This is a genomic window from Pseudoalteromonas sp. SD03 (genome assembly GCF_040937955.1).
In the GTDB taxonomy this organism is placed as follows: Bacteria; Pseudomonadota; Gammaproteobacteria; order Enterobacterales; family Alteromonadaceae; genus Pseudoalteromonas; species Pseudoalteromonas tetraodonis.
Window position 1 is genome coordinate 535,224 of the sequence record NZ_CP162515.1, and the last position, 23,533, is coordinate 558,756.

At 40.5% G+C, this 23,533-nt stretch carries 16 protein-coding genes; 9 read left to right on the forward strand and 7 right to left on the reverse strand.

The features are described from left to right. Positions 1-2: 2 nt before the first annotated feature. Positions 3-1,403 carry an ethanolamine ammonia-lyase subunit EutB gene (locus tag ABZP26_RS18780; RefSeq protein WP_368485661.1) on the reverse strand — a complete coding sequence of 467 codons (1,401 nt, stop codon included), beginning with the start codon at positions 1,401-1,403 and terminating at the stop codon, positions 3-5. Between the two features lie 221 nt (positions 1,404-1,624). Here ABZP26_RS18780 and ABZP26_RS18785 point away from each other — a divergent pair, with 221 nt between their 5' ends. Beyond that, positions 1,625-2,608, forward strand: a complete 984-nt coding sequence (locus ABZP26_RS18785; protein WP_368485662.1) for a helix-turn-helix domain-containing protein — start codon at positions 1,625-1,627, stop codon at positions 2,606-2,608. 458 nt (positions 2,609-3,066) lie between these two features. Here ABZP26_RS18785 and arfA read toward each other — a convergent pair whose 3' ends face one another. The 4 genes from arfA to ABZP26_RS18805 all read right to left on the reverse strand — a co-directional run bounded on the left by arfA (position 3,067) and on the right by ABZP26_RS18805 (position 9,571). Further along, complete coding sequence (gene arfA / locus ABZP26_RS18790) at positions 3,067-3,267, reverse strand: alternative ribosome rescue factor ArfA (protein ID WP_013462885.1); 201 nt, start codon at positions 3,265-3,267, stop codon at positions 3,067-3,069. A gap of 173 nt (positions 3,268-3,440) precedes the next feature. After that, entirely contained in the window at positions 3,441-5,969 is a 2,529-nt protein-coding gene (locus tag ABZP26_RS18795; protein ID WP_368485663.1) for a TonB-dependent receptor plug domain-containing protein, read from the reverse strand. Positions 5,970-6,407: 438 nt separating this feature from the next. Next, entirely contained in the window at positions 6,408-7,565 is a 1,158-nt protein-coding gene (locus tag ABZP26_RS18800; protein ID WP_368485664.1) for an HDOD domain-containing protein, read from the reverse strand. After that, complete coding sequence (locus ABZP26_RS18805; RefSeq protein WP_368485665.1) at positions 7,562-9,571, reverse strand: EAL domain-containing protein; 2,010 nt, start codon at positions 9,569-9,571, stop codon at positions 7,562-7,564. Before ABZP26_RS18805 ends, ABZP26_RS18800 begins: the two co-directional genes overlap by 4 nt. Before the next feature lie 473 nt (positions 9,572-10,044). Between ABZP26_RS18805 and ABZP26_RS18810 the strand changes: the two genes are divergently transcribed. The 4 genes from ABZP26_RS18810 (at position 10,045) to hemH (ending at position 15,310) form a co-directional block, all read left to right on the forward strand. Further along, entirely contained in the window at positions 10,045-11,229 is a 1,185-nt protein-coding gene (locus tag ABZP26_RS18810; RefSeq protein WP_368485666.1) for an FIST signal transduction protein, read from the forward strand. Continuing rightward, positions 11,226-12,635: a sensor histidine kinase gene (locus ABZP26_RS18815; RefSeq protein WP_368485667.1), complete on the forward strand. Its 1,410-nt coding sequence runs from the start codon at positions 11,226-11,228 to the stop codon at positions 12,633-12,635. The genes ABZP26_RS18810 and ABZP26_RS18815 overlap by 4 nt, the downstream gene beginning before the upstream one ends. Before the next feature lie 239 nt (positions 12,636-12,874). Next, complete coding sequence (locus ABZP26_RS18820) at positions 12,875-14,212, forward strand: HD domain-containing phosphohydrolase (RefSeq protein ID WP_273001541.1); 1,338 nt, start codon at positions 12,875-12,877, stop codon at positions 14,210-14,212. 78 nt (positions 14,213-14,290) lie between these two features. Beyond that, positions 14,291-15,310 (forward strand): ferrochelatase, encoded by a 1,020-nt coding sequence (gene hemH, locus ABZP26_RS18825; RefSeq protein ID WP_064663630.1) that lies wholly within the window; start codon positions 14,291-14,293, stop codon positions 15,308-15,310. A 156-nt stretch (positions 15,311-15,466) separates the two neighbouring features. On the opposite strand, the gene ABZP26_RS18830 is transcribed toward hemH, so the two are convergent. Beyond that, the gene (locus tag ABZP26_RS18830; protein WP_368485668.1) at positions 15,467-16,624 is read right to left on the reverse strand and encodes a benzoate/H(+) symporter BenE family transporter; all 1,158 of its coding nucleotides are present in this window, start codon (positions 16,622-16,624) and stop codon (positions 15,467-15,469) included. 369 nt (positions 16,625-16,993) lie between these two features. Between ABZP26_RS18830 and ABZP26_RS18835 the strand changes: the two genes are divergently transcribed. Further along, positions 16,994-17,707: a hypothetical protein gene (locus ABZP26_RS18835; RefSeq protein ID WP_090493538.1), complete on the forward strand. Its 714-nt coding sequence runs from the start codon at positions 16,994-16,996 to the stop codon at positions 17,705-17,707. A 72-nt stretch (positions 17,708-17,779) separates the two neighbouring features. Next, entirely contained in the window at positions 17,780-18,523 is a 744-nt protein-coding gene (locus tag ABZP26_RS18840; RefSeq protein ID WP_024602595.1) for a zinc-dependent metalloprotease family protein, read from the forward strand. Positions 18,524-18,641: 118 nt separating this feature from the next. On the opposite strand, the gene ABZP26_RS18845 is transcribed toward ABZP26_RS18840, so the two are convergent. Next, the gene (locus ABZP26_RS18845) at positions 18,642-19,862 is read right to left on the reverse strand and encodes an alkaline phosphatase family protein (RefSeq protein WP_368485669.1); all 1,221 of its coding nucleotides are present in this window, start codon (positions 19,860-19,862) and stop codon (positions 18,642-18,644) included. A 150-nt stretch (positions 19,863-20,012) separates the two neighbouring features. Here ABZP26_RS18845 and dgt point away from each other — a divergent pair, with 150 nt between their 5' ends. Then, the gene (dgt, locus tag ABZP26_RS18850; protein WP_016899096.1) at positions 20,013-21,476 is read left to right on the forward strand and encodes a dGTPase; all 1,464 of its coding nucleotides are present in this window, start codon (positions 20,013-20,015) and stop codon (positions 21,474-21,476) included. Between the two features lie 392 nt (positions 21,477-21,868). Then, on the forward strand, positions 21,869-23,374 hold the full coding sequence (locus tag ABZP26_RS18855) for a hypothetical protein (RefSeq protein WP_368485670.1): 1,506 nt from the start codon (positions 21,869-21,871) through the stop codon (positions 23,372-23,374). Positions 23,375-23,533 lie beyond the last annotated feature (159 nt).

The following is a 23,533-nucleotide window of genomic DNA, read 5'->3' on the forward strand; positions in this document are numbered from 1 at the left end:
ACTCAGCCCCCTTTAATCGCATTCAGTGGTTTAGCAAAAGCGGCAGGTAACGTATCAGATAAAATAATATCGTGACTGTTGCGCATAATATTCATATCAGTAAGCCACTTTTCAAACTCTGGCGCGGGCCGCGCGCCCAGTACTCGGCGCACATATAATGCATCATGAAATGAGGTGGTTTGGTAATTAAGCATAATGTCATCAGAGCCCGGAATGCCCATCACAAACGAGCACCCTGCTACCCCAAGTAGCGTAAGTAAGTTATCCATATCGTTTTGGTCGGCCTCGGCATGATTGGTGTAACACACGTCGCAGCCCATCGGAATACCCAATAACTTGGCACAAAAATGATCTTCAAGCCCTGCGCGAGTAATTTCTTTACCATCAAACAAATATTCAGGACCAATAAAGCCCACCACGGTATTAACTAGTAGCGGATTAAATTTTCGTGCAACCGCATAAGCACGGGTTTCGCAGGTTTGTTGATCAAGCCCATGATGCGCGTTAGCCGAAAGCGAACTGCCCTGCCCCGTTTCAAAATACATCACATTATCGCCTACAGTTCCGCGCTTTAAACTCAGTGCGGCATCTTGTGCCTCAGCTAAGGTATTTAAATTAAAACCAAAGCTCGAGTTGGTTGCTTCTGTTCCACCAATAGACTGAAACACTAAATCAACAGGCGCTCCCGCTTCTATGCATTCAATCGTGTTAGTAACATGGGTAAGGACGCAGCTTTGGGTAGGAATTTGATATTTTTGAATCACCTCATCCATCAATGTCATCAACTTAATAGCCTGTGCTACGTTATCGGTTGCAGGGTTTATGCCTATTACCGCATCACCATTACCGTACAAAAGCCCATCTAAAATACAGGCGGCAATGCCGTTAATATCATCCGTAGGGTGGTTAGGTTGCAAACGGGTGGATAAGTGCCCTGGCAAGCCTATGGTGTTTCTAAACGCACTGGTTACATGGCATTTTTTAGCAATTAAAATAAGATCCTGATTTCGCATTATTTTGCTTACAGCCGCAGCCATTTCAGGGGTGATCCCTTGCCTAACACTTGCCAACACAGCGGGAGTTGCAAAGTCACTTAATAACCAGTTACGAAAATCGCCTACGGTTAAATGAGCAATCGCCATAAATGCATTGGTGTCATGATCGTCCATAATTAAACGGGTTATTTCATCGTCTTCATAGGCAATCAGCGCTTCATTTAAAAACGTTTTAAGCGGAATATCTGCCAGTGTCATTTGCGCCACCGCTCGCTCTTGTGCTGAGCCTGCTATCACTCCTGCAAGACGATCGCCCGATCGCTCAGGGGTAGCCTTTGCCATTACTTCAGCCAAGTTTTTAAAATTGTACACCTGCGTGCCTAACGTATATCGGTACCTTTGCCCCATGATCTACTCCACATAACAACTAGTTCAAACCTTGGTACAGGTTTTGCTGACCTATAAGCTATAAATCAATTTTGTTTAGTTTCAAGAGAGCTTAATTCGTACCAAGACACTATCGAATTTTGGCAAATCATCATTTTTAGCTTTATTTCATATAGTTAACTATAGTTACTGGTGGTAACTTAATCTTAATAAAAATAAAAAAAGCAAAGAGTAACTCCATTATGACGCAGCAAGATTTAGCTAGCGCACCACAAAAGAGCATGGTGCATACCCAAGATATAGATGAGCAAGCGAATAACCTAACGCAGTGGCAGCAAAAATATGATCAGCTCAGTGAAGGGCGATTTTTTGGGCGTATAGAGAGCGTGGATTATTCTAATATTCATGCATTTGAAGAATACACAGAGCGTGCTCTTCACCAACAATGTGCAATAGCGCCGCAATCTATTTGGCTTGGGATCCCAAAGCAGTCTCAGCAGAGCAAAATTAATGGCTTAAATGTGGCAAGTAATCAATTTATGTGTCGAACCAGTGAGAGTAACTTTGAGCTTATTACACCTGAGCAGTTTAATATTTATGGTTTAGTAATAGACACGCAATCGTTAGAACATATGGCTCAGATACAAGGGATATACTTAAAAAATATAACCTCTTCAGGTACTGAGCGACATACAACAAGCAACGCCATGTTAAAAAGTGCCCGGGGTATAATAAACAGTATGGTTAGCAGTAACGCTTTTAGCCTAAATGCCGATTTACAGCAAGACATGCTTAATATGTTGGCATTACATTTACTAAACGAACAAACTCCGTGTCAACGTATCGCTCCCAGTTATAAACACCGAAAAGCGGTGGTTGATAAAGTTAAAGAGTATGTAAATGCAAACCCACAAAGTAGCGTGACCATTACTCAGCTATGTGAGCTCACTTTTGTTAGCAGGCGCACGCTACAATACTGTTTTGAAAGTATTTTAGGGATTAATCCGCTGCGATTTTTACGTTTAACCCGATTAAATAATGTCAGAAGAGAACTAAAATTAGCAAAACAAGATAAGCCAATCTCTGTCATCGCAGCCAATTGGGGATTTTGGCATGCAGGGCAATTTACTAAAGATTACACCCAATTATTTGGTGAAAACCCTTCGCAAACACTAAGCAACCATGCTTCTTATTTGGCGAATTCTAAATCGATAATACACGGGTAAACAAGAGATGGGTGTCGTGGTTCGGGTGTCGGGCTAAGAGCTACGGGAAGAGCATTCCTGTTTTTATATTTTCTCATTAACCCTCACTCACTTTTCTTTGTGCAAACATGTTTTAAGTGATTTATTTACAAAGAGGTTATGAGACGCTGCGCTGAAAGAGAAGGCTAAAGGCGCTGCTTTCAAGAATAGTATGACTAGGTAGTAGGCTGTTTTCACAAGCTCGCTCCTCGTCACTCGAAGCCCGTTGTCTTCTCATTGTGCAAACATGTTTTAAGTGATTTATTCACAAAGAGGTTATGAGACGCTGCGCTGAAAGAGAAGGCTAAAGGCGCTAGGTTCTAGGGAAGTAACTTGGCGCTAGGTTGTGTTCGCTGCTCGTGACTCGAAGCCCGAAGCCCGCCTTATTTCAGCAAACACTTAGCCAACTCGCAATAAAAGCCCTATTTGATCGGTGCTATTTAAGCCGCGATTAAATAGGACTCTTGTCCTGCGTGTTTGTTGCTGCGTTTAAACGAGCCTTTGCCTTTTTTGGCTTTAACCACTTGCGGTTTAAATACTTTAGAGGTTACCAGTGCTGCCAATGCGTTGTGTTTTATCACACCGCGCCCAGTGTCTACTGCGGATTTGTTAACCGCTTTTGCTTTGCTTTTTTTCGCCATTTATTTTTTCCTATTAATAAAATGAGTATAACGAGGGATATATATCCCACTGTGTTATTGATGGCGATTGTATGCTTAATTTTCAAGCATGCAATCATTTTTAATGCTGTTTTAAATATATTTTAGCCATAAAAAAAGCGCCGTTTATAACGGCGCCTATTTAGCTTATAAAATTAAAAACTAAAGCTTACTTTTGCGTAGTAAGTACGACCATCAAAGCCATAGGGTACGGCACGTAACGGGTATTTAAATGCCCCATTTGAAATAGCGTTTAATACTTCATCATCGCCTAATTCATCCGGTGTTTCATCAAATACATTGTCTGCACCTACCGATAGAGCAAACATATCGTTAATTTGATAACTTACATTTAAATCCACTAATACGGCTGATTCTACCGTACTGGTTGCTTTAAATGAGCCATCTGTTGCAAGTTCAATATGGTCATTACCAAAGTACTTCACATCGGTTTCGCCAAAGTAATTAAAGCGGATCATTGAGCTATACGCGTCACGCTCATAATCAAACGTTAACGTTGCACGTTCGCCCGGCTGCCCATCAGTTAAAAAACTACTTTGAATATCATCAAGTGCTACATTTTCAGGAATACCCGGTGCTGCATTAACACTGTCAATTTTAGTTTCATTTAAATTACCGGCAAACGTAGCAGAGAAATTACCGTCATATAAATCGGTGCGATAGGACGCAATAATGTCAACACCCTGCGTTGTCGAATTCACTGAGTTTGAAAAGTAATTCGCTTGTACTGCACCCGTTGCCTGTAGCGCGGCAACTGCATCAGGACTAAATGCCACATCATCAGCCGATAACAAGCTGCCCAGTGTAATACGGTCTTCAATTTCTACACGGTAAAAATCCACCGTTAACGATAAATCACTGGTCACATCATAAACAAAGCCTGCACTGTAGTTAGTTGATGTTTCAAGCTTTAAGTTATCAACGCCTAATGCAGCTGGAAATGCTGAGCCCGTTGTTGCTGTAAACGACTGGCTTAACGTGCCGTCAGAACCTAAGTTAGTGGTAAACGCAGTGTAACCGCTTTGCTGTAATGATGGCGCTCTAAAACCCGTTGATAACGCACCACGTATCGCAAAATCATCGTTAAATTCATAACGCGTGGCTACTTTACCAATTATGTCGTCACCCGCATTAGAGAAATCTTCGTAACGAAGTGCACCGCTAACATTCCACGCATCGGTAACCATGGTTTCTGCGTCAATATAAACGGCGTAGCTATCGCGATCACTTTTATTTGATGCTTCAGGGCGAAGGCCGTTGTAAGCTTGAAAACCACATTGTGCAAATTGATTCGGATCGTTCACTGATGGGTATGAAGTATCTGTGTTAGCAGTGCCACACGCGTATGAGGCTTCTTCACCGGGTACAATTTCATAGTTTTCTTTACGGTATTCAGCACCAATTGACACGTACACAGGCTCACTGCGGCCAATATCAACAATCCCGTTCACATCCGCGTTGAATGTTGTTTGGTCAAACCTAAAGCCACCCGAATACCCCTCAGTTGGTCCTGCATTTGCAGCAATATCGGCATCACTTGCACCTGGGTTATTAAATAAATACTCAGCAGCATAAGAGGCATTTAATGTATTGCGTGAGGTAAAGTCGTATTGGTTTTCACCATATACCGCCGATACATCGTAATTCCAATCAGGGTTAATATCACCTCTAAAACCGATTGAAACAGAGATATCCTGTGCTTCATTGTCTATTTGCGGTAAAAATCCATCGCTATAGACTTGAATCACGTTTTTAGATGCTTCGTTAAAGTTACGATAAAAGCCGTTACCTAGTGCAGTACGCTCAGAATAGCCACCAAATGAGTAAAGCTCGCCCTCACTCATTGGCAATGCCATATTGTAAAATACCGAAGTAAATTCACTCTCTGCATTACCTTGTCCCCAACGAACTTCGTCCGATAAAGTACCTGGTGCGACATTAAGTGAACCTCCAGTATCTCGCTCGGCACGATTGGTTTTATCTGCATCGCGATACTCAAGCGATAAATTAATAAATCCACCTTCGTTGCCTAGTTCAAAACCACGATTTAAACCTGCAGAAATTGTTTCCCCATCGCCTTCTGCCGTTTCACCGTATTGCACATAACCTGTGGTTAAATCTGTTGAGTTATTAAGTGATAAATTGATAACCCCCGCAATCGCATCTGAGCCGTACTGCGCCGCCGCACCATCACGTAAAACCTCAACCCCTTTTAAGGCAATAAGCGGGATCGCATTCATATCAGTCCCCGCAGAGCCACCGCCCACGGTACTAGTTAAACCAAAAATAGATTGATTATGGCGGCGCTTACCGTTGACTAAAACCAGCGTTTGATCTGGCTGTAAACCGCGTAATGTTGCTGGGCGAAATAAATCGGAACCGTCAGAAACTTGTGTACGAGAAAAGTTAAACGATGGCGCTGTCGCTTGTAAGCTTTGCCCAAGCTCGGTAAAGCCGCCTTTGTTTAAATCATCCGCGTCAATTAAATCAATAGGTGATGACGACTCTGTTGCTGTTCGGTTAGAAACTCGCGACCCTAACACAGATATTTGTTCGATATTTTTTTCAGCTTTAGCAGGCGCTTCTTGTGCATTAACCATACTTGGTGCACTGAAAGCAAAAGCAACCGCTACAGCCAAGGTGTTTAAACGATATGTTGACATAATGATGACCCTGTTTTGTGTATTCTTATAATGTGTGTGGGGTATATTCCTGTACCCCATTGCCAACATCCTAGCAACATACACAAACAAAAAGAAACAAAAAATTTGATAAAATTAGCATAAGAATGCAAATAACTTTAAAAACAGGAAAATAACACCTATAAAAGCTCAAAATACAACCAAAGTAGCAATTTAATATCAAATCGCTCAAGGTTAATACAATGTTAATGCTGAGGTTTTATTCATAATTAGTAAAAATAACGACTTTGTATGTTTTTTACTCTGCAATGAGCAAAAAACACACTCAAAATGAGGTTTTATGCGGTTTTTATAAGACTAAAGTAGATACTAAAGGTAAGAAAGGGTACTCAGAAAAAACTATACATAGCTAGTTATGTAGTACTGTCCATTTTTAAACAATATTTTATACAGGCCTATTTAAGAGGTATAACTATGCCAATCAAATTCACTAATTAGATGGCAAAGTATAGGGTCTACACCTTTTGAGTCACAGTATGCGCGTAACTGCATGGGGGAGTGTTTATCAAAAAGAATTTGCCTAACAATAAATAACGTATGATTAAGCGGAATTAACTCATTATCATCAGTGGCGGCTAAATCATGGCAACTCATTAATAAGCTACACATTTTCGTGTCGTATCCCCATAACTTTAAAACATAGGCCGAAATAAAGTTAGAACTAGCATCTTCTTCACTCACGGCTTTTTCATGCTCAAAAGACGCTTCACTTTCCCCTTGAGACAGCAAAATAATTTTGCCAACAAAACTCAATAACGCCACTGAAAATAATAGTTCTTGATCATGTAAGTTAAAACCTGCCTGCTTAGCAAAACGCTTAACACAACTAGCGTAATTCGCTGCTATATCCAATTGTTTCTCATGGATAGCCGAAGGAATAGACGATTCAAAATTTTTGGCAACTAATAAAGAAGTGGTGATAGCCATTAATATCGTTGTTCCGAGCCTCGACACAGCTTCATCAATTGACGATGTTGGCCTTACAAACCCAAGATAAGATGAGTTTGCAAGTTGCAACAATTTAGCGGTTATTATTGGCTCTTGAGAAACAACATGGGCAATGTCGTGTAAATCAAACTCATCGCTTTGTACTAACTCCCTGAGTTCTTTCAAAATAAGAGGATAAACAGGAAAGCTGATCATAGCCCCTAACTGCCTGCGCACATTAAAAGCAAAGGGTAACGACTTTAACGCCGCCACATTGTTAAAAAGTGCGGTTATGTCTGCCTCATTAAACGGTTTAGCAAGATAAGCATGCACAACATTAGGCTGTCGCATCATGGTACTCAGTGTCATATCGCCAGTAAGTAATGCCCTCACTGGGTAAGGGTTTTGCGACGAGCATTGCTCTAAAACATCCAAACCATTCATTTGCGGCATTAAATAATCACTTAATACTAAATCTAGGTCTTGCTTAGTGTTTAGTAGTTGCCAAAATTCATCAATATCAGAGGTTGTCATTATATCAACCTCTGGAAAGGCTCGATGAATAGTTCTTTGTAATACTTTTAATAAAAAAGCATCGTCATCTAGTATGACTACCGCTATTGAACTCATTGCGCACCTTGAGAATTGAAATGGCTTAAGTAATTACAAAAATCATCCTGTTCTAAAGGCTCACTATAGTAATAGCCTTGTATGTAGTCACACCCTAACTTTTTAATTAATTCACATTGATAGGCTGTTTCTACTCCCTCAGCAACAACTTTAAGATTTAGATCATGTGACATACGCGTAATATTACGAATCATACTTTGCATCGCTAAAGACGACTCTATATCAGCAATAAGGGCTCTATCTAGTTTAACACCATCTACTGGCAGCTTAGAAAGATAGCCAAGTGATGAGTAACCTACACCAAAGTCATCAATCAATAACTTAAACCCCAACGCTCTTAATTTTATTAACTGTTGTTCGCAAATAGCAAAATCTTCTATTAAATAGGTTTCTGTTAACTCAAAAACCAACTGTGATGACTCTAAATCATTGCGACTTAAACACTCGAGCATAAAGTCAATCCAATCGGGATCATCTTTTAATTGTCTAGCAGATAAGTTAATTGCCAATACACGCACGCCTGTATTGTTCTCTGCCCAATATTTTAGCGTTTTACAACTTTGAGAAATAACCCAGCGTCCTATTGATATAATTTGGCCATCACATTCAGCAATCGGGATAAAATGAGCTGGCGGTACCCAGCCATGTTTACTCGGCTCATACCAGCGAATAAGCGTCTCAGCAATCAATATTTGCCCTGTTTTAGTGTCAACTTTTGGCTGAAAACGCAACGATAGTTCATCATTACTTACCGCTGTTAATAATAAACGGCTTAACTCAAAGTTCTTTTTATAATCGGCTACCAGCTGAGGGTCAAAGCGAGAACAAATACGCTGTTGTTCACTTACTTGGTAATTCATCGTCAACTGCATTTGATTAACGAGTTCTTTTCCTTCCAAACTATCCTCAGGAAACAACCCATACACGCCATAAAGCTGCACATGGGCATCGTTATATTTACTAGGGAGTAGTTTTTTCAGATCATTCATCGCCTTATTTAAATCGGTTAAAATTTCACTATCAGATTTAATTTCAGGAACAAATAATACAAACCGATCGGCGCTCTTATGAAGAACTTTCACCGGTTGCTTTGATACGCCTTTTAGCACCTCCAAAACCAATTTTATAAGGTGGCTGCCATCTTCTGCGCCTAACAGATCATTGATTAATTGAAACTGCGCAATACCTATATAAACGAGGGCATAACATTCTTTATTCGCTTCACACAGGGCTAAATGATGATAAAAATCAGACTCGTTAGTCACCACTGATGGTGTTCTGGTAAGTTGAAAAATATTACTCATACTATTTGAGTTAATTGATAACTTTAAAAGCTGGCAAAAACCGTCATGTAAACAACGCTCAATCATAACTTCTTCGCTTTTAGCTAGATCAGAAGTGCAAGCATAATTAATAAAAAGTGTACTGCTTTGCTTATCAACAAACGACTGACTTACCGCTTTGTTTTGAGCTGTATCTAAATTGGCGAGGTGTTTGTTTTCGTATAAATGAATATCTGAAATGATTTCAGCGGCAGGTGCATTAAAACGATTAATAATGCCGTCATTGTCTATTTCTATTAATGCCGACATACTGCCCATTAATAACTGATCTCTTACTCTTTTAGCTCGGCGCTGTTCATATTTTACTTTCGCCTCGCTAATGTTTTCAAGTAGCTCACTATCAACCCATGGCTTTTCTAAAAAACGAAATACCAATCCCTGATTTAATAACTCAACCACAGACTTAAAATCAGCATACCCGCTGAGCACTAAATTTACGCAATCGGGCCAATTAATTTTAACTTGGCGTAATAAATCAGCGCCGTTCATTTCTGGCATTCTAAAGTCAGTAATGATTATCTCAACTTGATTAGCCGCTAATATTTCAAGTGCCTCAAAACCACTGGATGCCGTCATTACATCATAACCTGAACGAACAAGTACTCGTTTTAAAGATTTCAATACATTGAGTTCATCGTCTACCAATAAAATTCGCAAAGCCACTATTTATACCTCAAATGAGTTTTACTTGTGCCTAGTAAATTGTTCACACAGCTCATCCATGTATCGTTACTTAATGATTTAAATAAATTCACATCAGCATGTTGTGCCTAAACACATAAGCAATAAAGTTATTTACTCGTAGCTATAATTACCTCGCTCAGCTAATGAGTGCCCTTTTAGGCCTCCTACATTGATCCAGTGTTTCTATACACTGATGAGGATATAAGTAATTAGCAACCTTATTCAGCTTTACCGGGGCTGAAAATGTCAATATCATTAGCTTGATTTTAACGCAACGCTAACATAAATTTAAACGCAGCACGACAAATAAAACTCGTGGGCAAAGGTGATATCGACTAATAATTAGCAGCTAAATTCATTCTATTTAATATATAGTCTAGAATAAATTCTAAGCGATTATTAATAATTAAAACATCCACGGTTGTGGCTATTGTTATTACCAAGGGGCATCTATGTTCGCCATTGATACTTTTCATACTCACGGCAGCGATATAGATAAATTTATCCAACCTGTTAGTCAGTTTACGAACAACAGCCCAGATTTACTGCTTGGGTTTGCTACAACCGATACCATTAAATACCTTTTTAATAACCAGCCAGGCTTTTTAAAAAACACTCACAATTGTTTAATCATCTCTTCGTGTCTTGGGTCATCAACCGACCAAACCCTATCATTAAATGAGCAAAGTATTAGTTTATTTTCGATTAAAGACTCAAATGGGCATTATGGTGTTGCTAGTTGTAATGCAACCGATAACCTAAGAGAAAATGCCGCTCAAACTGTACTTAAAGCCATTGCTAATGCAGGCCAAGCAGGCCTCGCCCCAAAAATGGTCTGGTGCTTTCAAGTCCCAGGTAATGAGGAGCTGGTTTTGCAGGGAATTCAAGATGCTATCGGGCAGCGTATACCTGTTTTTGGAGGAAGTTGCGCCGACAACGATATTTCAGCAAAGTGGTGTTTTAGCGATACTGAAAATGTATACCAACAAGGCTTTATTATTGCGGTGCTGTACCCCAGTGTAGAAACATTCGGCTTTTATAGTTCAGGCTACGATAAAACTGACCAGCAAGGTACAGTGACAGACGTGGATGGTCGTTTATTAAAAACAATTGATAACCAGCCCGCGTTTGATGTATATAATCAGTGGCGAAAAAACATAGGTTTAAACGCCTTAACTTCAGGAAATATCCTTGCTCAATCAACAATGACCCCATTGGCAAGCGCCCTTTCTTTAAATGATGAAATCCCTCGATTACTGTTAAGTCATCCAGCTGTAGCAAAAAATGGGGCGCTAGAGCTATTTTCGAACCTACATGTTGGCGATACGGTTTACCTTGCCTCAGGAAGCCCTGAACAATTAATAAAACGAGGCGATATGGTTGTTACCTCATTAACTAAATTGGCAGAACTCCATGCCATAAAAAATATTACCGGCGCTATTATTATTTTTTGCGGAGGCTGTATGCTGTCAATTAAAGACGCCATGCAAGAAGTAAAAGAGTCTATTGCAGCACAACTACCCAACACCCCATTTATTATGGGCTTTACTTTTGGGGAGCTCGGCACATTCAGCGATTCAACAAGTAAACATGGTAATTTAATGATTTCATGCGAAATCTTTGGTGGCCCTGAATGAGTAGCAATGAAATACTGTTAGAAAAGCTACACTTATTACAAGTTCATAATTTAGCACTTGAAGAAAACCGTGCCTTTAATAGCCTGATCTTAAATGGCTTAGATGCCATTTTAAAGAACGACAAAACTGAAACCTTACTCACTGAGTTTTTTGATATTTTGCAGCAAGCCATTGCTTTTTCTGCGGCTATTTTAATTAAAATAAACCCCAGCAATGAAACCACGACGTTAATTACAGCATCGCACCCACAAAGTGATGAAATAATTACCCAACTCAAAGCACTAAATAAACCCAATAGAGACATTAAAAATGTATTTAACTTACACCAACTTCCTGATTGGCAAGTAACTGATCCTTTTTGGCATTCGCAGCATGCAATGCTCACCACCCCAGTAAGTACCAGTACAGAAAGCTACCAGCTCTGTATTTTTTCAGAAACAATTGGCGCATTTAATCAGCACGATATTACTTTAATGCAACGCTTTGTCAGCTTTGCAGGGAATACAATTTCACAATTTGAAAAACGAAATTTACTTGTTAAACAAAAAGAAATGGAAGAAAAACAAAGTAACATTGAACAAGTGTTAATCAACTCTGAAAAAATGGCTTCGTTAGGGCAAATGGCGGCAGGCGTTGCACACGAAATAAACAACCCTTTAAGCTACATTGTCAGTAATATCCAAAATTTGGCTTACAACCTTGAGCAATTTAGTCATTTAATTAACGCACTCAAAGCAGAAAAAGCCATAGCGCAGCAAACATTAGCAGATACGCTACAACATTATCAATTTGATGAATTAGAAACAGACTCAAGCGATATCATTGCTGAAATGACTGAAGGGGCTGATCGTGTTAAGGAGATTGTTCAAGGATTAAGGCAATTTGCTCATCCGGATCAAACCCAAATTGGCGATATTGATATAACCGAGCTCATTGATAACACATTACGTGTTGCCTGGAACGAAATTAAATACAACGCCAACGTTGAAAAACACTACGACACAGAACCCGTTATCATCACAGGACGTTCGACCCAGCTCTCTCAGGTATTTTTAAATTTATTTTTTAACGCCGCTCAAGCCATTTGCGACAAAGTCGGTGTCATCAGTATTACCACTAAAGCCGATAAAAAAAATGCCTATATAACCATTGCCGATAATGGCAGTGGAATTGATGAGGACAAATTAAATAAAATTTTTGACCCTTTCTATACTACAAAACCAATAGGCCAAGGCACAGGGTTAGGGCTAGCTATAAGTAAAGCAATTATAGAGCAACATAGTGGCCAAATTCGAGTTGAAAGCCAGTTAAACCAAGGCACTGCTTTTTATATTACGTTACCTAAAAAGCCCACATTAACTGACGACGTACTGACCATATTACATGCCAACAAACAAATTGAGTAAGCTATGTCACACTCTCGATTTTGCTTATATATCAGTACTCATCTTCACGTTGAATTACAGAGAATTACAGTAAAAATAGATACAAACTACAACACAGCGTTACCTTATTTAATCCTAACAACAATGATTTGCGTATTGTTCAAATACTATACTTGGAAACGGCTTAAATAAATCAGTTGTTTACAACCAAAGCTTAGACTAAATTTAGCCATACAACTCACTATCTTATTGGTAAAAAAATGACGGACATTGATGTATTAGAGCAATTAAATGAACAGCCGCCGAGCATTTTATGCCTAGATGATGAGGCCAATGTACTCAAATCTTTAGTACGACTTTTACGCCAATATAAATTTGATGTGAGTGTTTCAACCAGTGGCCATGATGCACTTGAAAAAATGCAAAAAAAACAGTTTGATGTCGTCATCAGTGACATGCGTATGCCACTAATGAGCGGTGCTGAGTTTTTAGCTAAAGCAAGAAAAGTTGCCCCCGATAGCCAGCGTATTTTGTTAACTGGTTTTTCTGATTTAGAGTCAACAATTAGTGCTGTTAATGAAGGAGGCATTCACGCCTACGTGCAAAAGCCTTGGCAAAACGATCACTTAATTAGCGTTATCCAATCAGGCGTCGAAAAGTTTAGACTCAAAAAGCAAAATGAGATTTTACAGCGCCATGTAAATCAGCAAAATGAACAATTAAAAGAGCTGAATACTAACCTAGAGCAACTCGTCGAAAAGCGGACAAAACAAATAAGAAGCGTATTAAAAAAACTTGAAGTCGCTAATGAAAGTGAAAAACGAGAGCACCAATCTACTGTTGAACTGCTTTATAATTTTATCAATGCGAATCCTTATCTCGATGGTAAAAGAGCAGAAAATATAGCCGGTACATGTACTCAAATAGCGCGTTACCTTAACGTATCGCAAAAAAGCATTGAACTTGCGCCTATTGCGGGGTATTTGGCTCAAATTGGTTTACTTGCTATGGACCCTGAGCTTTACAACAAACCCATTAACGAGCTTAATGAAGTTCAAAGAAAAACGTTTTACACCCACCCAAGTATTTCACAATTAATGCTCATGCCTGCGACTCATTTAAGCGATGTGTCTGATGCAATTTACCACCAATTCGAACGCTACAATGGCAAAGGTATTCCCAAAGGACTTGCTAAAAACGATATTCCCATTGGAGCTATGGTGCTCAGTGTTGCTCGTGACTATTGGGAGGGTTACGAGCAAAGTGAGCCGTTACTTACAACAAAACAACGCCATCAATTTGCGCTCAATAGTATTAAATCAAACAGTGGCAGCTTATACCACCCGCGTATTGTCGATGCACTTGAAGCCAGCCACGCTAAACTCATTGCCTCTGACAGCTCTATTGGTTCAATAAAGGTGATGAGCGCACAAGAACTCGAAGAAAATATGATATTGGCAAACTCACTGCACAGCCATACAGGTATTATGCTTTTGCCTAAAGGACATATTTTCAATACGAAATCGATTGTTAAGCTACAACAACTCGAAGCTAAAAAGCCGACCCCATTTAGAATTATGGTTAAAATGGCTAAATGATTGATCTAAAATACTCTTTTATTCGTTATACTAAGCCTAAATAGATACCTCTAAATCCATTGCTTGAAGGAGCACAACGTGTCGCGATTTTCTGCCGTTACCGACAATCCCCACGACGGGCGTTTTAACCAAAAAACGGGAATACTTCTGACCAACTTAGGTAGCCCCGATGCCCCAACAGCAAGTGCATTGCGTATTTACTTACGTGAGTTTTTGTCAGACCCTCGTATCGTAGAAATACCGCGTATTGTGTGGATGCTTATTCTGCATGGCATCATTTTGCGTATACGCCCAAAGCGCTCAGCTAAATTGTATAAAAGCATATGGACTGAAAATGGCTCACCACTGACCCACATTACACGCCAACAAAGCATTAAATTAAATGCCTTATTAAAACAGCACGGCTATACCAACACCGAAGTGGTTATGGCGATGCGCTATGGTAACCCATCAATCGAAGCGGGCCTTGAAGAGCTCAGAGATAAAGGCTTAACCCGCATTATTGTGTTACCACTTTACCCACAATATTCAAGTCCAACCACAGGCTCAACATTTGATGCCGTGGCAAATGTATTAAAAAAATGGCGCTGGGTGCCAGAGCTACACTTTGTAAATGGGTATCACAAAAACCCAACCTACCTAGAGTCGCTTGCTAACAGCATTAGCGAAGATTTAGAAAAACACGGCATGCCACAAAAAATGGTGTTTTCATATCATGGTATGCCTAAACAGTTTTTAGATAATGGCGACCCCTATCACTGCCTATGCCAACAAACCACCCGTTTAGTGGTAGAAAAGCTAGGCCTAGATAAAGACAAAGTGATCACCACTTTCCAAAGCCGTTTTGGTAAAGCTGAATGGTTAAAACCTTACACAGATGCAACTCTTGAGAGCTTACCTGGCGAAGGAATTAAAGATGTGGCTATTATCAGCCCAGCCTTTAGCGCCGACTGCCTAGAAACACTTGAAGAATTAGAAGGTGAAAACCGAGAGATTTTTGAAGAAGCCGGCGGCGAAAAATACCGTTATATAGCAGCGCTTAACGACCGTGACGATCACATAGACGCCATGTTTGATGTGTTAAAACCAATGCTATAAAACGGGGACAGCAGCGGTTAGGTTTTAGCTGTCAGCGATCAGCAAGAGATTAGCCAAGTGCGGTGATCGACTGTAGGCGTGAGTTTACCTCGCGCGCACAGTACCAAACCCGTTGCTCGACACCCGATCCCCGCACCTAACACCTAAAATCTGCTCTTAGCTCTTACGTGTCACCATTAACGTGAGTGCTCCTGCTATTATCCCCCAGCATGCAGAGCCGACTGACCATAATGTTAAATCAGAAGCCGTAACTAAAAAGGTAATAATGGCCGCCTCTGTATATTCAGGACTGTGCAAAGACTGCTGCAAACTATTAGCGATGGTGCCAAACAGTGCAATACCCGCTAACGCCAATACCAGTGCTTGCGGCAGGCTTGCTACAATCGCCACTAGCATTGCAGCACACAGCGCCATAATAATGTAAAACATCCCACCAGCAATGCTCGCCCAATAGCGCTTATCAGGGTTTTTATCGGCCTCTTCGCTCATACAAATAGCAGCCGTAATGGCCGCTAAATTAATTGAATAAGTGCCAAATGGCGCGGTTACTAAATTTATTAACCCGGTCACAGTTAATGACGATGATATTGGCGCTTTATAGTTATGCGCTTTTAAAATTGCAAACCCAGGTAAGTTTTGTGAAGTCATAGTTACTATATACAAAGGAATACTAATACTTATAAATGCCTGCAAACTAAAGCTTGGTGCAATATAAGCAAAGCTGCTTGCCTGCCACTGCACGGTGCTGGTATCGATATTTCCCATATACCAGGTTAAAAATATACCCGCTAACAATACACTTAGCATTGCAAAACGAGCAAAAAAGCGCTTGCCAATAAAGTACACCACCACCATTAAACCAATCACCAATGGCAAGTCGTTCATAAAGTTAAACACATCAATACCAAATGTGACTAATACCCCCGCTAACATAGCACAGGCCAGTTCACTGGGAATACGGTTCATGATTTTTTCAAACCAACCGGTAATGCCAGATACCAATACCAATAAGGCTGATAGCATAAATGCGCCTATCGCTTCATGTAAGCTGTAGCCCTGGGCACTTGAGATCAGTAATGCTGCACCGGTAGTCGACCATGCAATTAAAATGGGCACCTTATAATAAAACGACAGCACAATAGACGTACCGCCCATTACTAGCCCCAGCATTAATATCCAGCTTGCCACAAGTTCAGGTGTACCACCTAAGGTGATCACCACTTGATAAATCAATGCAATAGAACTTGAAAAACCAATAATGACCGCAACAAGTCCTGCCATAATTCGACTAAGTAACTGATCAGTCCCTGCCATAATTCCCTCTTTTAATAGGTGTTTAACGATACAACATACTTTGCCTATTTATACTTTGCAATTAGCCCTTTGAATAATGAAAAATGATCACGTTACTAAAAAATTTTATTGGTCAGTTTTGCTTGTCAAAATCGGTGTGATTTAAAAAACACACACGTACCCAAAAACATGCCACAGAGTGCGCCATTACTACAAAAAAGCCATCCTATTAAACCAAAAAGGTATACCTAAAAAAGGTAAAGCAAATACTTACAATAAGTTATAAAAAAAGCAATTACCACTTTATGGTTACAATTTAAATTTGATCTAATTCTTTTTTTAAGATAAAACTTAACAATTAGTTCACCATTTAACCTAAAAGAGAAACAGATGAAACGTTACATTGTTTTAACTATCGCTATTCCTTTGTCTGTATTTGCCTTGTATACGCTGCTTAATGATCAGAAAAAAACCGATGAGGTAGAAGCGCCCATTGCTATTGATATCGTTCCTGTTGATTCTGAGTTTGTAAAAAAAACACATAACCCATCGCCCATTGATATGAGTAAAGACCCTATTGCAGCAAAACCCGCTAACATTGAATCAAACGTACCTTCAAACTCATTTGACGCAATTAATAAACCTTCAGCAAAGGCTAAAGAAATACTTAAAGCGGCAAAAGTACTGCCAACCGATTTACAAAATGAAGCCTACATAGAATTTGATCTAGCGGCGCTAAAAACCCTCAAAACGGGTGATAATTTTGACCTTGCAATACCTCAAACCGCAGAAACCTACAGCGCTGAAATAACCAATGTTACCCATGCCAGTAACGGCGATAAAAGCATTGTTGGTCAGGTTATTGGGGCCAATGGCGCAATGCACACCACCATATTAACCGTTGGCAATGATGCGGTTTACGGTCAATTTACAGCCCCAAGTGGTAATTATGTTTTTGAAAGTAAAGGTCAATATGGCTGGATTGCAGCTAAGCGTGACCTATATAAAACACATATAGAGCATCAGGTTGGTGAACCTGCACCAAAAAATGCGGATGACATAGACCCATTTTCACCTCGTGCTGAAAACACGCCCTCTTTTTAAACAAACCTGTCAACGCAGGCAACAAGACCTAGCAGTAAACACTGCAATCGTAAAAAGTAAGGAAATACAACAATGAAAAAAGTAATTTCAACAGCCGCTATTGCAACGGCGCTATGTGCGGCCAGCACAGTGTCAGCAGAAACCATTGATATTGGTATTTTATATACCGATCAATCTGCAGCAGCTACCAGTAATATCAATACCAAAATTAATCAGCTTATTGCTTTTAGTAACCAAGTATACAGCCAAAATGGCGTTGACATTACGCTACGTTTAGTTGGGACTCAAAATTTAGGTGACTATGCAGTAACCCCTTCTGAAGATTGGTTAAATGCCGTCACAAATAGTAGTTACGTAGATGGTTTACGCAATGATTGGAAAGCCGACATGGTTGCCGTACTCGGTACAGGCCAAAGTGCAGGTAACGGTTTAATTTCATGTGGCTTAGCATGGGTTGGCCAAGGCACAAATGGTAATTTATACAGCTCAATGAGCAGCCGCATGTACTCAATCACCGCAATCGATTGTGGAGCCACAACCTTTGTTCATGAGCTTGGTCATAACCAAGGTTTAGCGCATTCACGTAAGCAAGGCGATACAGCCGGTGGTGTATACGTTGATGGTATGGGGCACGGTGTACAAAATGAATTTGCCAGTATTATGGCCTACCCATTTGTATTTGGCAGTGCAACGCAGTACGACTATTTCTCAAACCCTAACTGGAGCGTAAACGGTATCCCATTTGGGGTGACCAATCAGTCGTACGCCATTCGTACCGTTACCGACACAAAAACCAGTATCGCTAACTTTAAATAAGCTCAATTCTGAATAATAAATGTATTCTCAAAATTCAGCTTAAATAACAATATCAGCATGGGTAAATTACCCATGCTAACCAATTAAGTTTCCCTTGCGGAGCGCCTCGGCGCTCTTTTTAATGATTAATCATTTTCTGTTGTATGGCAGGGAGTAAGGTTTCACCATCGCTATCCACTTTACTCATTAGCTTTAAACCCATCACCTTAGCAAGCACAGGGTAAATATCTAAATTATTCACTCGCTCAATGCTCATCCCTTTTTTAAACGCCGGCCCGGTAGCAATAAATGTCGCTGCCATATCATCGGTATAGGCATAGCCATGCGTTCCTAAGTAAGGCACTTTAGCACTATTGCTAAATACCGCAGGCGCTGTCGTTTGTACCACAATATCGCCCACACGAGTGCCTTTATTATAGTGATATCCTGCAAGCTGCTCCTCTGTTAGTACCGTGTAGCGTCCTTTTGCTGCATGTTGTAAACGGGCTTTATAAGCCTCAACATCTGCATTTTTAGCATCGCTTTTAGTATAAATGAGTAATCGAGGACCGGTATTAACAACCATAAAGTTATCATCTTTAGGTAAGCTGCTCACAACAATGCTCTGCTCAGGCTCAACTTGTGCCATACCATGATCAGACACAATCACCAGATTTACCTCTTGCTCTAACTTACTCAAGCGGGTTTTTAATTGCCCCATCAGCGCATCTAGCTGTTTAACGGCATCACGCGTTTGCACCGCATCAGGGCCATATTCATGCCCCATGCTATCCACTAACGAAAAATAACTTGCCACAAAACGTGGGCGCTGTGCTTTAGGTAAGCTTAACCATTGAATGATTTGATCAATTCGGTCTTGGTAGTCACCTTGTTTAGAGTAGTGAAAATAATAGTCAGGCGTCATACCATTAAAGCGCGCATCCGACTCAGGCCAAAAGTATACCGCCGATTTAAGCCCATGCATTTTAACTAAATTCCACAGTGGCGTGCCGCGTACCCAGGTACTGTCTTTTTGTCCTTTACCCATGCTGTAGCATTCATTATTGCGCGCTTTGTCACAAAACTTATTATCTACAATGCCATGGTTAACTGGCAGTAAACCGGTGATCACCGAAATATGATTTGGAAACGTTTTAGTAGGATAAACAGGCTGCATTTTTTGCGCTCTTACGCCTTGCTCACCCATTGCTTTTAAATTAGGCGCACCGTGCTTTTCAATGTAATCCCAACGCAAGCCATCAATAGAGATCATAACAACCGTTTGCTCTTTAGCGGCAAACGCACTATTCACACCCAATAAAAGGCAAAAACACATTACCTTAGTGATCCACAACTTCATTTTAAATACCTAGATGTATGTTAATTTTATAAAAAATAATACTAAAGCAAGTTGTTACTTTATGATACATGCTGATAAATTAAAGCAAACTATTAAAAATAAATAATCGTGCGTTTAATAAGTGCTTAATTCACATAAAAAAGGATTACCATGATCAACTTCAGTAGCAAAGTAACCCCTGCACGTATGCAGCGCACCACTGCCAATTTACAAATGGCGCTTGAGAGCGATCGTGGCCGAATTATTAATAGTGCAGCCATTCGTCGGCTGCAACAAAAAACCCAAGTATTTCCGCTGGAGCGCAACGCGGCAGTGCGTTCGCGCCTAACTCACTCATTAGAAGTTCAGCAAGTTGGCCGCTTTATTGTGCAGCGCATTTTTGCCAATTTAAATTACCAGCAACAAAAAGAATATGGTTTATCGGGTTTAGAGCGCCCACTAGAAACCCTAGTAGAAATGGCCTGCCTAATGCACGATATAGGTAACCCGCCGTTTGGTCACTTTGGCGAAGCGGCTATTAATAATTGGTTTAATGCTAATTTAGCCAGCATTACGCCTGAGCGTTGCCAAACCACAAACAGCAGCATTGGCGTTATTTTTAAACATTTAGCCCAAGATATTTGTAGCTTTGAAGGCAACGCTCAAGGCATACGCATTATTCACTCTTTGCTGAGCCTAAATTTAACCTATAGCCAAACTGCCGCTATTTTAAAGTACACCCGTCCAGCTAGTTTAGCGAAGCAAGATATTCCTCAAAATAAAAACTACATTATGAAAAAAGTGGGGTATTACTACAGTGAAAAAAGCTTTGTTGAAGCACTGCAAACTGAGCTGAAAATGGAGCCCTATTGCCGTCACCCTGCCAGTTATATTATGGAAGCCGCTGACGATATTTCTTATTGCCTTGCCGACATAGAAGACGCCGTAGAAAAAGACATTATCACCACACAGTTATTATGCGAGCAACTAAAAAAGCAGTATCAAAAAGCGCTAATTAACTTAGCCCTTAACGACACTCAACACCAAAGCTTTGTGGACGACGCCATAAACTACGCCATAGAACGGGCACAAGCACAGCCCTTTAATTTTAATAGTGAGTTTTTTATTTATTTACGCGTGTCATTACTGCACCCGCTAGTAAACCATGCCGCAAAACGCTTTATTGAAAATATAGAGCCAATTTATCATGGCGACTTTAACCATGCATTATTAGAAGATCGCAGCTACCTGCATGCAGCAACCCAAGCGCTCAAACAAGTCGCGCTTGAGCATGTATTTTCGCACAAAGAAGTCGAAAAGCTCGAACTGCAAGGCTACCGTATTATTAATGGCCTACTCGATTGTTATAAACCTTTGCTGCTTTTGAGTAGCGATGACTTTAAACGTGCATTGCATGGCGACAACCGCTTATTAATAGAATCGAGACTCGTTAAAAAGCTCTCTAAAAAGCATTTAAGTAGCTATCAGCATGCCATAAATGCGATGCAAGAAGAGCCCGATCATTTTGCCGCCTATGAATTTTATTATCGCTGTCGGTTAATTCAAGACTACATTAGCGGTATGACCGACCAATTTGCTTACGACGAGTACCGAAGCTTAATGGTAATTGACTAGGGTCTGTTGACCTTTCAAGGTTAAATTTGCAGCAGTCTGTTTGGTATTTAGGCAAGGCAGAGCCTATGTGGTGTGGTTTTTCCCCATAAATAGACGATAACGCAGCATCAATGCCAAACAGGCGCTGCCCTTCGGGTTCTGCCTAGGAGCGATTTACTCTTTGTTGCCTACATGGATGTAGGTAAGGGGCGTGAGCAGGACGCGGAAGCTTTGCTCGGTTTTTACTTAGTCCACTAGGTTACAAACCTCGCGCCGCGATTAAACCGCCCCTAGTTTTAACAAATTGTAATCCGCAAAGGTCAACAGACCCTAATTAACGCTAGGCGCTTCTAGATAATTTTTCACTTTACGCTTAAGATTAGGGTATTGATGCTTAACCACTTTTGAGTTTTATGAAACCGTTACTGAGTTGCTTACTTTTTTGTTTTGCTTTGTTTTATAGTGCCAGCAGTGCCGCTTATAACGAAGCTATGTGTATTCTTATAAAACAAGAAATGCAGCAACACAGCAATAATAAAGCCAGCCGTAAATACCGTAATGCTGCGCGAGACTTTGAAAAAAACTGCAGTGATCCGCAAGCGGCACGCACTTTGCCAGTACCAAAGCCTAAACCGCAGCCGGTTATTGAACAATCGACCCCGGAGGTTGTAAAACCACAACAAACAGAACCCACTTTACAGCCAACGTTTCCAGACGCTGCAACTGAGCAAAGTGCAACTGGACCTCAAAATAATGTAATCGAACAAAGCGCCACTCAAACCATAGAGCAAGCTAAAAACAATGCCCCAGTAGCATCAACCACAACAGCACCTGATGAGTCACAAGTCAATGTAACAGCAGCGGCTGAACAAAGCGGCGCTTCTGAAAAAAATGCACAGCCCAGCAAAATACCGGCCAGTGAATTATCAAACACTGAGGAAAATACGCAACCAGAGGTAAAAAAAGCCACCGTTGAGCCTGCACAAACCGCCGTACCTATCACTATAAATGCCAGCGAGCAAACAGCCGTTATTGCCTCTTCAATGCCCAAAGGGGCTAATATAATCTCGCTAGTATTACCAAGTGTGGCACTATTGTTAATTGTGGTAATTACGGTTGTGGTATTAATGCGCCTGCGCAATATTAAGCAAAATAAACAAGTGGCTGATACTGGCATACCATTGCAAATGCCCCTAAGTCACGACAATGATCAAACTCACAGTGTTGTTACTGAGCCGATGGTGACTGGCTCTGATCTGCAAAACCCAGCCGTCGAAAGCAAGGGTAAAGAGCCTGATTCTAGTCGAGTTAATACAGTGAAAATAAAGCCGGAGCCTAACACGGCAGAGTTTGAAGCAGCTGCTAAAGCAACCTTAGAGCGGATAAAAAATGCAACAGAGTTTGCCGAGCCACAAGTAAGAGATTTTGACCCCGAAGCCAAACAAACCAAAATTCAGCGTAACTTTATAAATCAACCTAGCGAACAAGTTATACCGGTTAAAAAAGAGGCGCCAATAAAGTCTTCACACATTGCACCTGAGCCTATTGCACCTGAACCCATTGTACCCCATCAGCCACAAGCTGATTTCCATCCTGCAAAAACGCAGCGTTCATCATTAAGCTCAACCACTGAACACGACTTTAAAGAGCCAGAAGTACGCACTTTCGATCCCGACGCGCCACTACCAACTAAAAAAATAAAAGTAATGCCTGAGCAAGTAAAGGTTGCCCCTCAAGAGCCAAGTAAGCCCGATAACTCACCACAAAGCAGCAATCCATTTGCTAATTTATCGCTTGATGAAAGCTGGGATCCAAATTCACCACAAAAACCAAAAATAGAAGAAAAAAAACGCGCGCCTAAATCACAAGCACTCATCGATGCAGAAGAACGCGCAAAAAACATGCAAACAAAAGAATAACGCGGTAACATAAAAATACTTAAAATAAGTCTGTAAAGCGACGGTATAGCCCTTAAGCCTACATTCAGTTAACGCCTTTAAAATAGCCTGTTTTTTAAGCAACGCTAAAAGCCGCTTTATATCCCAAAAGGGTATATTTAATAGAAGGAGAGACTTATA

Coding starts and splice junctions, on each gene's coding strand:
- ABZP26_RS18835 (WP_090493538.1), top strand. CDS start 16,994: ATGAAACGTTACATTGTTTTAACTATCGCTATTCCTTTGTCTGTATTT.
- ABZP26_RS18815 (WP_368485667.1), top strand. CDS start 11,226: ATGAGTAGCAATGAAATACTGTTAGAAAAGCTACACTTATTACAAGTT.
- ABZP26_RS18800 (WP_368485664.1), bottom strand. CDS start 7,565: ATGAGTTCAATAGCGGTAGTCATACTAGATGACGATGCTTTTTTATTA.
- dgt (WP_016899096.1), top strand. CDS start 20,013: ATGATCAACTTCAGTAGCAAAGTAACCCCTGCACGTATGCAGCGCACC.
- arfA (WP_013462885.1), bottom strand. CDS start 3,267: ATGGCGAAAAAAAGCAAAGCAAAAGCGGTTAACAAATCCGCAGTAGAC.
- ABZP26_RS18820 (WP_273001541.1), top strand. CDS start 12,875: ATGACGGACATTGATGTATTAGAGCAATTAAATGAACAGCCGCCGAGC.
- ABZP26_RS18780 (WP_368485661.1), bottom strand. CDS start 1,403: ATGGGGCAAAGGTACCGATATACGTTAGGCACGCAGGTGTACAATTTT.
- ABZP26_RS18845 (WP_368485669.1), bottom strand. CDS start 19,862: ATGAAGTTGTGGATCACTAAGGTAATGTGTTTTTGCCTTTTATTGGGT.
- ABZP26_RS18830 (WP_368485668.1), bottom strand. CDS start 16,624: ATGGCAGGGACTGATCAGTTACTTAGTCGAATTATGGCAGGACTTGTT.
- ABZP26_RS18795 (WP_368485663.1), bottom strand. CDS start 5,969: ATGTCAACATATCGTTTAAACACCTTGGCTGTAGCGGTTGCTTTTGCT.
- ABZP26_RS18810 (WP_368485666.1), top strand. CDS start 10,045: ATGTTCGCCATTGATACTTTTCATACTCACGGCAGCGATATAGATAAA.
- ABZP26_RS18785 (WP_368485662.1), top strand. CDS start 1,625: ATGACGCAGCAAGATTTAGCTAGCGCACCACAAAAGAGCATGGTGCAT.
- ABZP26_RS18840 (WP_024602595.1), top strand. CDS start 17,780: ATGAAAAAAGTAATTTCAACAGCCGCTATTGCAACGGCGCTATGTGCG.
- ABZP26_RS18855 (WP_368485670.1), top strand. CDS start 21,869: ATGAAACCGTTACTGAGTTGCTTACTTTTTTGTTTTGCTTTGTTTTAT.